The organism is Herbaspirillum sp. GW821-FHT09A12 (genome assembly GCF_059418325.1).
Genome location: NZ_JBWKPR010000001.1, coordinates 845887 through 858963, shown reverse-complemented (window position 1 = coordinate 858963; position 13077 = coordinate 845887). Strand labels below are relative to the sequence as shown.

Here is a 13077-nt window from a genome sequence, read left to right as displayed (position 1 = left end):
TCACATCTTGCTCAGGTCGGGGAAGGCGCGCACCGGTTCGCTGCCGTCCCAATGCTCGGCCGCCTCGCGGATGATGCTGAATACCTTGCCCTTGGGGCCGGCCACTTCCGACAGTTCGATCACGGTGCCGGGATGGTATTCGGTCTCGAAGTAGACGAAACGGCCGCGCTCGCCCACCTCGCCGCTCATGCCGACCTTCCATCCCCGCTCGAGCAGGCGTTGCAGGTCGCGGTCGAAATCTTCGGTCCAGTACGCCAGGTGTTGCAGGCCGGTGCGCCCGCCGCGCATGAAATCGCGGTACATCGAGGGCGTATCGCTGCGCTGCTGGATCAGTTCCACCTGCACCCCGCCGGAGTTGGCCAGCGCCACCGAGTTGTGGATATCGTAGGCCTGGCCCCGGTAGCGGTAGTTCTTCAGCGGCACGCGCTCCATGTAATAGAACGGCCCGACGCCCAGCGTCCCGGTCCAGTATTTCATGGCGGCGTCGATGTCTTCCACCACATAGCCAAGCTGTTTGATCTCTCCGAGAAAGCGGCTCATGTTCTTCCTTTTCCTTCTGGTTGATGTTCGACGCCTCAGGCCAGCTTGCCGGTGTACTTTTCCAGCAGGCCCCAGGCCTCTTCGCCGAATTTCTTGTGCCACTCGGCATAGAACCCGGCGCTGCGCAGCTTGGCGCGGAAGGCGTCGTTGTCGATGTTGTTGAACTGCAGCCCCTTGGCTTTCATGTCCGCCACCAGCGAATCGTTGAGCGCCTTGACGTCGATACGCTGCTTCAGGCCGGCCTCATTGATGTTGCGCGCGACGATCTCCTTCAGCTCCTTGGGCATACGCTCGAACGACTTCTTGTTGCCCATGAACCAGAAACCGCTCCAGACATGGTTGGTCATCGAGCAGAATTTCTGCACCTCATAGAACTTCACGGTGGAGATCACCGCCAGCGGGTTCTCCTGGCCCTCCACGATCTTGGTCTGCAGTGCCGAATACACCTCGGCGAAGTTGATGCTGGTGGGCGAGGCGTCGAAGCCGCAGAACAGCGAGGTGGCCAACGGGCTGGGCGGCACGCGCAGCTTCATGCCCTTGAAGTCTTCCGGTTTGGCGATCGGGCGGGTGCTGGTGGTGACCTGGCGGTAACCGTTGTCCCAGCACTTCTCGAAGGCGAACAGCGAGGTCTTGGCCGCCAGTTCGCGTCGCACATACGCGCCCAGGTCGCCGTCCATCGCCGCCCACACCTGGTTGTAATCGCGGAACGCGAAACCGACGCCGCTGATCTGCCCGGCCGACACCAGCGTGCCCAGCACCTCGGGCGAAATGGTGAAGAAATCGATGGCGCCCGAGCGCACCTGCGACAGCATGTCGGTATCGGTGCCGAGCTGACCGTTGGAGTAGACCTGCAAATCCACCCGGCCCTTCGATTCGGCGGCGATCTTTTCGGCCATCTCCTTGGCGCGCACATTCATCGGGTGCGTCATCGGCAGGTTGTTGCCGTACTTCAGCGTGAACTCGGCGGCATGCGCCGATGCCGCATACAAGCCGCTAGCCATGGCCGCGGAGGCAAGCGAAGCCTGCTTCAGAAAATCGCGGCGGCTGGAACGGAAATTCTGCCCGGGATTGCTCATCGTCGTCTCCTTGGTGTTGTATCCGGCGCATGGCCTTGCGCCGCTTGTTTTTGATGATGTATTTTGATTCGATTTGATTTAGACTTTCCTGCACATCAGATGCGAAATAGTCCTTTCGAATCAAGGCATGGCGAAGAATATCGCCGCCGAATCCAAACGGTCAAAGCGGTTCTTTGATGGTTTTTGATGTAACCGTAAACTCCCAGGCAAGCCATGTCCGACAAACCCCGCAGCACCCCATCGAGCCCGGCCCGCGCGCGCGTCACCGATATCGCGGCCGCCGCCGGCGTCTCCACCGCCACGGTCGACCGTGTGCTGAACCAGCGCCCCGGCGTGCGCGCGGCGACCCTGCAAAAGGTGATGAAGGCCGCCGCCGCGCTCGACTACCTGCCCGAGTCCGACCTCTACAAGGCCATGCGGCCGCGCCCCATGCAACTGGTGTTCCTGCTGCCGCCGCGCAGCAACCGCTACATGCAGATGCTGGGCGACTACATCGGCTTCGCCGAAGACCATCTGGCGCCCTTCAACGTGCGCTGCAAATGCCACCACATCGAAGGCTTCAACCCGCGCGTGCTGGCGCAACGCCTGCTGCATTACGGGCGACAAGCCGATGGCGTGGCCTTCATGGCGCTGGAACATCCGCTGGTGCGCGAAGCCGTCAATACCCTGGCGGGAGAAGGCGTGCATGTCGTCACGCTGATTTCCGACCTTTCCAACTCGCGCCGCGCCGCCTATGTCGGCATGGACAACCGCGCCGCCGGCCGCACCGCCGGCTACCTGCTGGCGCGCTTCCTGAACCGGGACCTGGCCCATCCGGGCAGCGGGCGCAAACCCGGCAAGATCGCCATGATCGCCGGCAGCCTCAGCTATCGCGGCCACGAGGAAAGGGAAATGGGATTCCAGCATGTACTGGAAGAGATGTGCCCGCAAGTGCAGGTAGTGGGCCTGCGCGAAGGCCACGACGACGCCGATGCCAACTACAAGCAGGCGCGCATCCTGCTGGAGCAGCATCCGGACCTGGCCGGCATGTACAACATCGGCGGCGCCTCCGACGGCGTGGGACGCGCATTGAAGGAATGCGGGCGCGACCAGAAGGTGGTGTTCATCGGCCATGGCCTCACGCCCGACACCCGCGGCCTGCTGATCGACGGCACCATGGATGCGGTGCTCACGCAGCATCCGCAAAACATGGTGATGAATTGCGTGCGCATCTTCAGCAACCTGCGCGAGCGGCGCGACGCGCTGGCCGGCGTGGAAGCGGTGCGCATCAGCGTGATCCTGCGCGAGAACCTGCCATGAGATGCTGCGCGCTCTTGCCCTGAACCCAGGGATCGCAGGAATTTCAGGGATACAGGGGCGGCATCGAAGGGCTGCGCTCGCCCCATGCCACAAACAGCTTATGCCGGCGCGGGCGGATGCGGCGCTTGCGCAGCCTGGCATAGACCAGTTCGGAGAGCGTGCGCTGTTCGGCATTGCTCATCCTGAGCGAGAAGCGGTACATCCTCAGCAGCATCAGCGCATTGCCCATGAACGCCAGATCGGCCGCCTCGCTGCGCGCCAGGGCGGCCAGTTGCGCCGCCAATGCCAGCACGCGCGCGCCGATGGCGTTGTCGGCCGATGGCATGGCGGCCTTCAGCTCCGGCGGCTCCTGCATATCCTGCAGGCCGATCCGGTACAGCGTGTAGCGGTAGTCCGGTTCCAGCGACGCTTCGTCGCCGGCCTGTTCCCCGATGCCTACGCCTGCCAGGCCGGCGAGCAGCTTTTCCAGCGCGGAGAAGCCGACCGCATGGCCGCGCCCTTCCTCCGAGCGCCAGCCGCCGCCGCGCGGACTGAGCAGCCAGGCCAGGAAGGCATGGTCCAGCCCGGTATCCCGCGCCGCCCGGCTGCCCAGGATGCGCCGGGCCAGCATCTTGTCTTCATCGCTCATGCGGTAATACTGCGGGCTGGCGGCGGCGCGGATGGATACCGCCGGCTGCGCCGGCCCATCGCCGCCATTGGCGCGGGAAAAGCGATAGGCAGCCAGGTCGTCGGCCAGCGCATCCACCTCTTCCAATGCCAGCCCATTGGCCGCAGCATAGGCATAGGCTTGCGCCAGATAACGCCGGTCGCCGAAGCCAAGAAAGTCGCGGCTGTGCATTGACATGCCGCTGGAGCGGGCGACCGTCGGCTCATCCTCGCGCCGGCTCACGCCGAACACGCGCTGCAATAACGTCTGATAAGCGTCGTCCTGCGCCGCGCGCGCGATGCCCGATACCGGCAGGATATCCACCAGCTTCGGCGCTGCGGCCATCAGCGCCATGGCCGATGGCGTAATGCGCGCCAGCGCCAGTCCCCGGAGCACTCCCCCGGCCAGCGCCAGCGGGCCGGACGGCAGCACCAGCGACTCCAGCATGCGCACCAGGTCGGCTTGCTGCTGCGGCGGCAACGACGACCCGGGCCTGAGGCTGTCCAGCGCCAAGTATTGCTGCATCAATTGCACGTAGTTGGGCGGATACGCGGTACGCTCCAGCGGCGACAGGCTGGCATAGAACGCCAACCCGGCTTCGACCACCGGGCGCCAGTCGCCGCTCGTCATGGCGCGCTGGAATACCGGCGCCCAGAAGCGGTGGTCGAGTTCGGTGCGCTGGTTGGCCGCGGCATAGCGCTCATTGACGGTATAGGCGCCGCTTTCGTCGTAGATGATGGCGGAAAGCTCGGCGCGGCTGCGCCCGGCAAAAGGATTGGCGGCGCGACCGTACAGCGACGCGGTCGCTTGCTCGGCCTGCCTGAGGCGGACCGGATCGGCGGAGTCCGGGCGTTCGCGGTCGGCTTGCGCGATGGCATCGGCGCCGCGGCGCGCGGCCACCAGGCGCGCCTCGATCGCATACAGCGTGGCGCGCGTGATGGGGCGCGGATCAGTGGGGAGCGGATCGGCGGATGCCGTAGCCGATGCGGACGATGCCGGCTGCGCGGCCGCCGCCGCGTCCAGCACGCTGGCGAAAGCCGCCAGCAGGCGGCCCTGCGCCGACAGCGTCAGCGTCACGCCCTCTTCCGGCGCCGCTGGCTGCGCGCTTCCGGTGCTTGCCGTATTGTCGGCGTCGTCGTTGCCGGGCGAGGCCTGCGATGTGAAACGCGACAACGCCTCGCGCGCCGCCACGGTTATACCCGTTTCGATGGCCATGTCATTTCCCTGATCGGGATTCTCATGACTTGGTTACGGACGATGGCAAGCAATCTTTACAGTTGAACCGAGCGGACGGAAAAAATAGGAATAATTTTTTCGCTGGATGTTGCCGCCATGCATGTCCGATACGTCGCGTATCGATACCGCCCGTATCGGAACGCCGCGTCAGGCGGCCGTCTTCCTTCGGTAGCGCCTGACCATCAGCGACATGGAAAAACAGATGATGAAATACACCGCGCCGGCCACGAACAGCAGCTCGATGATGCGGCCGTTGCGCTCGCCGATGCTGTAGGCGCGCCCGAAGAAATCGGCCAGCGCGCTGACGTACACCAGGGAAGTGTCCTGGAACAGCACGATGCCTTGCGTGAGCAGCAGCGGCACCATGTTGCGGAAGGCTTGCGGCAACACCACCAGGCGCATCGTCTGCGGATAGGTCAGGCCCAGCGCGTAGGCCGCGCCGAACTGGCCGCGCGCCACGCTGTTGATGCCGGCGCGGATGATCTCGGAATAATAGGCCGCCTCGAACAGCGAGAAAGCCACCAGCGCCGAGGTCATGCGCAAGTCGTTGGCCGGCGACAGGCCGAACAGCTTTTGCAGCAACTGCGGCACGATCAGGAAAAACCACAACAGCACCATCACCAGCGGAATGGAACGGAACAGGTTGACGTAGCCGGCCGCGAACCATTGCAGCGCGCGGTGGCGCGACAGGCGCATCATCGCCAGCAGCGTGCCCCACACCATGCCGAAGGCGATCGCCACCAGCGTGATCTTGAGCGATACCAGCATGCCGTCGCTCAACACCTTGATTGCAGCCGGCGTAATGGCGCTGAAGTCGAATTCGTAGGCCATGGGTCGGTCTCCTCCCTTATTTGCCGACGGCCATGCCGGGCAGGCTGGATTTGCGTTCAAGCAGGCGCATCAAGGCCATGACGCAGATATTGATCAGCATGTAGGCCAGCGTGACGGCGATGAACGCCTCATACGGCTGCGCGGTGTAGTCGACCAGCTGGCGCCCCTGCGCGGCCAGCTCCAGCAAGCCGATGGTGGACGCCACCGCCGAGTTCTTGAAGATGTTGAGGAACTCCGAGGTCAGCGGCGGCAGCACGATGCGAAACGACATCGGCAACAGCACGAAGCGGTAGGTCTGCCCCAGCGTCAGGCCCAGCGCCAGCCCGGCGCCCTTCTGGCCGCGCGGCAGCGACTCGATGCCGGAGCGCACCTGTTCGCACACGCGGGCGGCGGTGAACATGCCCAGGCACAGCATGGCCATGGTGAATTGCTGCGCCATCGGCGGCATGGCCTTGATCGTGTCGCCGAACGGCAGCAGTTCCGGCATGGCGAAATACCAGATGAAGATCTGCACCAGCAGCGGCACGTTGCGGAACAGCTCCACATAACAGGCGGCAAGGCCTGACAGCAGGCGGCTGGGCAAGGTGCGCATGATCCCCAGCAAGGTGCCCAATGCCAGCGCCAGCACCCAGGCCGACAGCCCCAGCGCCAGCGTCACGCCCAGGCCGGACAGCAGCCAGTCGAGATAGGACTGGCCGGCGTTGGGCTGCTGCAGGAACACCGACCATTGCCATTGGTATGCCATCGCTGTTTTCCTTGCTCTTTCAATATGGCCCGGCGCCCGGCGCTCCATGCGCCGGTTCCGCGAAGGGCAGGTCGCCCTCGCCCTGTCCTTCGGCGCGCATGCCGAAGGTGTTCAACGTCATGGCCACCAGCGCGTAATACCCCAGCAAGCCGACCAGGTTGACCACCACCGGCAGGCCGAACAGTTCGCAGGCTTCGGCATAGGTGGCGTCGGACACGCGCTTGTCGCGATACAGTTCGCTGGCGAATTGCCACACCACGCGCTCGTCGCGCAGCGTGAATTGCGGCGCCTCGCCGCGCCGGATCTGCTCGGCCAACGCCGGGGCCAGCCCCGCGTCGACGGCGATCGGCAAATGGATATGCCATTCCGCCTGCGACTGCCAGCAGGCCGCCGTGGCGAGGATCGCCAGCTCCGACAAGCGCAGCGGCAGGCCGGTATCGTAGCGGCAGAACGCGCCCAGCCGCTGCGCCAGCTCGCCCAGTTGCGGGCTATGGATCCAGGCCACGAAAGGACCGTTGAGGTTCTTGCGCGGCCCGGCCAGGATGGCATCGAGCATGGCGGTCTGTTCGGGCGACATCCGTTCGCGGGTAATCGCGGGCAAACGCGGAATGGCGGGCAAACGCGGCTGGGTCATGGCGGATTTCCTTTTCCTGATGTGGTCGAGCGCAACAGTCTGCGCTCAATCCATCGGCTTGTCGCTGGGCGCGGCATACAGCGCCGAGACGGACTCGGACATCGGGAAATTGAAGCTCACGTTCTTGGGCGGGATCGGGAAGGTGAACCACTTGGCGTAGATCTTTTTGATCTCGCCGCTCTTCATCAGGCCGCTCAAGGTAGCGTCGACCAGTTGCTTGAACTGCGGGTCGTCGCGGCGCACCATGAAGGCATACGGTTCGGCGCCGAAGGGATTGCCGGTCAGCACCCAGTCGCCCGGCTTTTGCGCGGTGGTACGCGCGCCGGCCAGCAGCACGTCATCCATCACGTAGGCCGCCACGCGGCCGGACTGCAGGATCAGGAACGCTTCGCCGTAGTCCTTGGCGCTCTGGATCTGCATGTTCATCTTGCGGTGCTCGTTGAGGTTGCGCAGCAACTGCTCGGAGGTGGTGCCGGCATTGGTCACGACAGCCTTGCCGGCGAGATCCGGAAAGTCCTTGATGCCGCTGTCGCGCCTGGTCAGGATGCGGCTGCTGGCGACGAAGAAATTGGTCGCGAAGGACACTTGCTGCCAGCGGTTCTTCAGGTTGCTGGTGACGCCGCACTCCAGGTCGATGGTGCCGTTCTGCAGCAGCGGCGTGCGGTTCTGCGAGGTCACCGGCACCATGCGCACCTCCAGCTTGGGGGCGCCAATCCTGGCCTTGACCGCATCGATCACCTTGTTGCACAGGTCTTGCGAATAGCCGATCACCTGCTGGTTCTCGTCGTAATAGGAAAACGGGATCGAGCCGGTGCGGTGGCCGATGGCAATCAGGTTGGCGTCCTTGACCTTTTGCAAGGTCGGGCCGAGCGCGGCATCGGCCGCATGCGCCGGCAGCGGCAGCACGGAAAACAGGACAGACAGCATGGCGACGGCCGGTGCGGCCAATGGTGCGAGACGTTTCATCGTTACCCCTCCTTGGAAAATTCAACCCCGGCATGGCCGGTCCACTTAAGCCCTCAGATTGCAGCCGCCACCGCTTCGGCAAGACGCCCGACGATGTCCTCGATGTCTTGCCGGGTGGCGATGAACGGCGGCGCCAGCAGGATATGGTCGCCATGGCGGCCGTCGATGGTGCCGCCCATCGGGTAGACCAGCAGGCCGCGCTGCATCGCTTCGGCCTTGACCCGCGCATGGGTGCGCAGCGACGGATCGAGCGGCGCCTTGCTGGCGCGGTCGGCCACCAGTTCGACGCCGACGAACAGGCCGCGGCCGCGGATGTCGCCCACATGGGCCTGTTGCGCGAAACTCTCGCGCAGAGCGGCGCGCAGTTGTTCGCCGCGCTGGCGCACGTTGTCCAGCAGGCGGTCTTCGCGGATCGCCTGTTGTACGGCGATGGCGGCGGCGCAGGCGGTGGCGTGGCCGATATAGGTGTGGCCGTGCTGGAAGAAACCGGAGCCCTGCACGATGGCCTCATAGATGCGGTCGCTGCAGATCATCGCGCCGATCGGCTGGTAGCCCGCGCCCAGGCCCTTGGCGATGGCGACGATATCGGGCTGCACGCCGTCTTCCTCGCAGGCGAACAGGTAACCGGTGCGGCCCATGCCGGACATCACTTCATCCAGGATCAGCAGCACGCCGTACTTGTCGCACACGGCGCGCATCCGGCGGAAGTAATCGGCCACCGGCGGCACCGCGCCGGCGGTGGCGCCGACCACGGTCTCGGCGATGAAGGCGGCCACCTGGTCCGCGCCCAGCGACAGGATCTTGTGCTCCAGCTCGTCGGCCAGGCGCTGCACGTATTGCGCATCGCTCTCGCCATCCTTGCGCTCGCGGTAGGCGTAACAGGGCGAGACGTGATGCGCCTCGATCAGCAGCGGCATGAACATCTCGCGGCGCCAGGCGTTGCCGCCGATGGCCAGCGCGCCCAGCGTGTTGCCGTGGTAGCTCTGGCGGCGCGCGATGAAATACCGGCGCTGCGGCTGGCCCGATTCGACGTGGTACTGGCGCGCCAGCTTGAGCGCGGCTTCCACCGCCTCGGAGCCGCCCGAGAGGAAGTAGACGTGGTTGAGCGATCCGGGCGCGGCATCGGCCAGCATCGCCGCCAGCTCTTCCGCCGGCTCGGTGGTGAAGAAAGAGGTGTGGGCGTAAGCCAGCTGGCCGACCTGCCGGCGGATCGCATCGACCACGCGCGGGTGGCCGTGCCCCAGGCAAGACACCGCGGCGCCGCCGGAAGCGTCGATGTAGCGCTTGCCCTCATGGTCGATCAGCACCATGCCTTCGCCGGCGACGGCGACGGGTAGCTTGCCGCGGGGATTACGGTGAAAAACGTGCGTCATGCCTGCTGCCCTTCCATTCATTGGTTGCTGCCATGGTGCGACCTGTCGCGCATCGCCATCGGCAACATTCGTTGCACATTCAATCTGAAACGCAATATAAATGAATGAAATCATCAACGCAACATATGTTGCACATTATTTTTAATTTGATTTTTTTGGTGCAATCGCAGCATTTTTCCGGTGCATGGAAGGCGCATCGGCACGCTAATGGCGCACGGCTGCCGCCGCATCCGGCCTCGCCATGCAGCACGGATCGGAACGAACGGGAAGAAAGGAACAGGAACGGAAGATCCGAGGCCGGCGGCTTACCTGGTCACGTAGGCGCCGGTGCGGTGCAATGCCTCTTCGGCCTGCTCGATGCGCTTGACGGCCTGCTCGTCGTCGATGGAAATGACCAGCTCGATCAGGCTTTCCGCCACGGCGGTGGCCGCTGCCATCGAGGGAAAGAAGGAGGTGCTCTCGTGCGAGAACAGGATGCAGTGGTCGGCCTTGAGCGCGATCGGCGCCACCGCGCTGTCGGTCAGCGCGATCAGTTTGGCGCCGGCTTCCTTGGCGGCTTCGGCCACGCGCACCGCTTCGGCCGAATAGGGCGCGAAGCTGATGACCACCACCGCGTCCTGCGCCGCGAAGGCGCGCAGTTCAAGGTCGATCGACCCTTCGCTGCCGCGCACCAGCGAGACCGAGGCGCGAAACAGCCGGTACAGGTAATGCAACAGGAAGGAGATCGAGAACGCCGCCCGGAAGCCGGCGATGTGCACATGGCGCGCCTTGGCCATGGCGCGCGCGGCGGCCAGCATGCGGTCGGCGCTCTTGGGTTCGGAGGCATCCAGGTTGGCCCGCTGCGCGGCAAACAGCTCGGCCACCAGGTTGTCGCTGTTGCTGCGGCGGACGATGCTCTTGGCCTTGAAGGCATAGGCCTTGGGGTCGCCCGCCAGGCGCTCGACGAACAGCGCGCGCAATTCCGCCCAGCCGGCAAAGCCCAGGTACTGCGCCAGCCGCACGAAGGTCGAGGGCTGCACTTGCGCCTTCTGCGACAGCGAGCGCATGGTCGAGACCGCGACCTCGCCCGGATTGTCCAGCAGGTAGGCGGCCCCGGCCTGGAACTGCGGCCGCATGTCGGTGAATCGTTCGCGGATCAGCGCTTCCAGCTCGGGGAAGGTGTGCGGCGGGGTAGCGGTATTGCTCATGAACGTCGGCCGGGTATCAGGATGGGAACCCGGTCGATGGTAGCAAAGAATCGGCGCCCACACCGCAACATTTGTTGCAATTTCTTCTCGAATTATGTTGCCGGATCCGGGTTCGGATCCGGCGCTCAGTCCCGCGCCGCGCCGGATGCCATGCGCCGCTTTTCCTGGCCTTGCAGGTATTGGCCGGGCGACGCCCGCAGCGCCTTGCGGAACATGTTGCCGAAGGCGCTCTGGCTCTTGTAGCCGAGCGCCTGCGCCACCACGCCGACCGCCTCGCCATTGGACAGGCGCACCAGCGCTTCGCTCAAATGCACTTGCTGCACCCAGTGCCTGAACTGCAAGCCGGTCTCTTTCGGGAACAGGCGGATTACCGTGCGCACGCTGGCGCCGCCCAGGCCGGCCCAGTCGGCCAATGAAAACTGCCGGCCCGGCTCGGCCAGGATGGCCTCGCAAATCGCCACCAGCCGCCGGTCGCCCGGCCAGGGAATCTCGATGGGAATGGCCGGCGCGCGCGCCAGCTCGGACAGGATCAGTTCGGCCACATGGCCGCCGCGGCTGCCGGCCGCGTAATCGGTCGGCTCGGCCAGTTGCGCCAGGATCAGTTCCCTCAGCAGCACCGACACTTCCAGCAGCCGACAGCGCTCGCCCAGGGCATCGGCCGGCCTGGATGCGATATAGAGCGTGCGCATGCTGACATGGCTGAGCATGCGTATTTCATGCTCGACATGCGGCGGCACCCACAGCGCGCGCTGCGGCGGCACGACCCATACGCCGTGCGGGGTACGCACCTGCATGACGCCATCGACCGCATACAGCAGTTGCCCGCGCGGATGCGAGTGGGCGGTCAGCAAGTCGCGGTACGCCAGTTCGCGGGAAAAGGCCACCACCGGGCAAGGCACCGATTGCAATCCATGGACCTCGCTGCTGGGGCTGACGGGACGTAATTTGGCCGCCATGGCATTTAATCGACAATAGTTGTCATGAATAGTAATAGATGCCAATGATACGCTTGCGCATCCCTCCTCCACAACCGAAGACGCTTCTGCCATGACAACCGATACCACGACAGCGGCGCCGGCCAATACCGGCGCGATATCCTCGCCCCCTGCCAGCGCGGCCCAGCCGCTGGTGATGAGCATCATCCTGGCCGCCGGCGGCGCCCACCTGATCAACGACATGATCCAGGCGCTGCTGCCCTCGATCTACCCGATGCTCAAGGCCAACTACCACCTCAGCTTCACCCAGGTCGGCCTGATCACGCTGACCTTCCAGGTCACCGCCTCGCTGCTGCAGCCGTGGATCGGCATGTACACCGACAAGCATCCCCAACCCTGGCTGCTGCCCAGCGGCGCGGTCTCGACGCTGGTCGGCATCGTGATGCTGTCGATGGTCGGCAGCTTCCCGGCCTTCCTGCTGGCGGCGGCGCTGATCGGCATCGGCTCCTCGACCTTCCACCCGGAAGCCTCGCGCATCGCGCGCATGGCCTCGGGCGGGCGCTTCGGCCTGGCGCAGTCGACCTTCCAGGTCGGCGGCAATGCCGGTTCGGCGTTCGGCCCGCTGCTGGCGGCCGCCATCGTGGTGCCTTACGGCCAGGGCAACGTGGCCTGGTTCGTGCTGCTGGCGCTGCTGGCCATCGTGGTGCTGTCGCGCGTGTCGGGCTGGTATCGCCGCCATCTTGCCGCCACCAAGGGCCGCGCCAGGCCGCACACGGTCCAGACGCTGCCGGCCGCGACCGTGCGGCGCGCCTTGCTGGTGCTGGCGCTGCTGGTGTTTTCCAAGTACTTCTACATGGCCAGCTTCACCAGCTATTTCACCTTCTACCTGATCGACCGCTTCCACCTGTCGGTGGCCAATTCGCAGCTCTACCTGTTCCTGTTCCTCGGCGCGGTGGCGGTCGGCACCTTTGTCGGCGGCCCCATCGGCGACAGGATCGGCCGCAAGCTGGTGATCTGGATCTCGATCCTCGGCGCCGCTCCGTTCGCCCTGCTGCTGCCGCACGCCGACCTGTTCTGGACCGGCGTGCTGTCGGTGGTGATCGGCCTGGTGATCGCCTCGGCCTTCTCGGCCATTGTGGTATATGCGCAGGAACTGGTGCCGGGCAAGGTGGGCATGATCGCCGGCGTGTTCTTCGGCCTGATGTTCGGTTTCGGCGGCATCGGCGCCGCCTTGCTGGGCCACCTGGCCGACCTGTATGGCATCGCCTGGGTCTACGGCCTGTGCGCCTTCCTGCCGCTGGCGGGCTTGCTGACGGTGTTCCTGCCCGACCTCAAGGAGCAGCGCCGATAAGAGCACGCGGCCGGGCAGCGCCGGCCGCCCTCTATCTCGGTCGCCCTCTATTCTTGCGGGCCCGGTTCCCGGGCCCCGTCCTTCCTCCCCTTACTCCCCCCTCCTCCCCGCATGCTTGCGCATGGCGGCAAGTCTCGCCGCCCGCCGCCATCGCCCGGGGCTGCCCCGCCATCTTTACATGATGTCGGACACGGCCCCGCCCGTTCCCTTCCGGGCTGCCATATGAGATGATTGGCGGGCGGCAATCCCGGGATAGTC

12 protein-coding genes are annotated in these 13077 nt (G+C 65.3%); 2 read left to right on the top strand and 10 right to left on the bottom strand.

From position 1 onward, the window contains the following. Nucleotides 1-540: a VOC family protein gene (locus AC07N6_RS03860; protein WP_494780990.1), complete on the bottom strand. Its 540-nt coding sequence runs from the start codon at nucleotides 538-540 to the stop codon at nucleotides 1-3. Between the two features lie 35 nt (nucleotides 541-575). Next, a complete protein-coding gene (locus tag AC07N6_RS03855) occupies nucleotides 576-1616 on the bottom strand; it encodes a TRAP transporter substrate-binding protein (protein WP_494780989.1) in 1041 nt (346 codons plus the stop codon). Nucleotides 1617-1829: 213 nt separating this feature from the next. On the opposite strand from AC07N6_RS03855, the gene AC07N6_RS03850 reads away from it, so the two are divergent. Further along, nucleotides 1830-2915, top strand: coding sequence for a LacI family DNA-binding transcriptional regulator (locus AC07N6_RS03850; protein ID WP_494780988.1), 1086 nt, complete (start codon nucleotides 1830-1832; stop codon nucleotides 2913-2915). A 43-nt stretch (nucleotides 2916-2958) separates the two neighbouring features. Here the strand turns inward: AC07N6_RS03850 and AC07N6_RS03845 are convergent, their stop codons facing one another. The 8 genes from AC07N6_RS03845 to AC07N6_RS03810 form a co-directional block, all read right to left on the bottom strand. Further along, nucleotides 2959-4776 carry a hypothetical protein gene (locus AC07N6_RS03845; RefSeq protein ID WP_494780987.1) on the bottom strand — a complete coding sequence of 606 codons (1818 nt, stop codon included), beginning with the start codon at nucleotides 4774-4776 and terminating at the stop codon, nucleotides 2959-2961. Between the two features lie 168 nt (nucleotides 4777-4944). Further along, on the bottom strand, nucleotides 4945-5628 hold the full coding sequence (gltK, locus tag AC07N6_RS03840) for a glutamate/aspartate ABC transporter permease GltK (protein ID WP_494780986.1): 684 nt from the start codon (nucleotides 5626-5628) through the stop codon (nucleotides 4945-4947). A gap of 16 nt (nucleotides 5629-5644) precedes the next feature. Continuing rightward, nucleotides 5645-6373: an amino acid ABC transporter permease gene (locus AC07N6_RS03835; protein WP_494780985.1), complete on the bottom strand. Its 729-nt coding sequence runs from the start codon at nucleotides 6371-6373 to the stop codon at nucleotides 5645-5647. Between the two features lie 19 nt (nucleotides 6374-6392). Further along, nucleotides 6393-7007 (bottom strand): carboxymuconolactone decarboxylase family protein, encoded by a 615-nt coding sequence (locus tag AC07N6_RS03830; RefSeq protein WP_494780984.1) that lies wholly within the window; start codon nucleotides 7005-7007, stop codon nucleotides 6393-6395. A gap of 45 nt (nucleotides 7008-7052) precedes the next feature. Beyond that, nucleotides 7053-7973: a transporter substrate-binding domain-containing protein gene (locus tag AC07N6_RS03825; protein ID WP_494780983.1), complete on the bottom strand. Its 921-nt coding sequence runs from the start codon at nucleotides 7971-7973 to the stop codon at nucleotides 7053-7055. A gap of 53 nt (nucleotides 7974-8026) precedes the next feature. Beyond that, on the bottom strand, nucleotides 8027-9346 hold the full coding sequence (locus tag AC07N6_RS03820) for an aspartate aminotransferase family protein (RefSeq protein WP_494780982.1): 1320 nt from the start codon (nucleotides 9344-9346) through the stop codon (nucleotides 8027-8029). Nucleotides 9347-9651: 305 nt separating this feature from the next. Beyond that, nucleotides 9652-10533 (bottom strand): MurR/RpiR family transcriptional regulator, encoded by an 882-nt coding sequence (locus AC07N6_RS03815; protein WP_494780981.1) that lies wholly within the window; start codon nucleotides 10531-10533, stop codon nucleotides 9652-9654. A gap of 125 nt (nucleotides 10534-10658) precedes the next feature. Next, nucleotides 10659-11327, bottom strand: a complete 669-nt coding sequence (locus AC07N6_RS03810) for an AraC family transcriptional regulator (protein ID WP_494780980.1) — start codon at nucleotides 11325-11327, stop codon at nucleotides 10659-10661. Between the two features lie 253 nt (nucleotides 11328-11580). Between AC07N6_RS03810 and AC07N6_RS03805 the strand changes: the two genes are divergently transcribed. After that, on the top strand, nucleotides 11581-12819 hold the full coding sequence (locus AC07N6_RS03805; RefSeq protein ID WP_494780979.1) for an MFS transporter: 1239 nt from the start codon (nucleotides 11581-11583) through the stop codon (nucleotides 12817-12819). The last annotated feature ends 258 nt before the right edge of the window (nucleotides 12820-13077 follow it).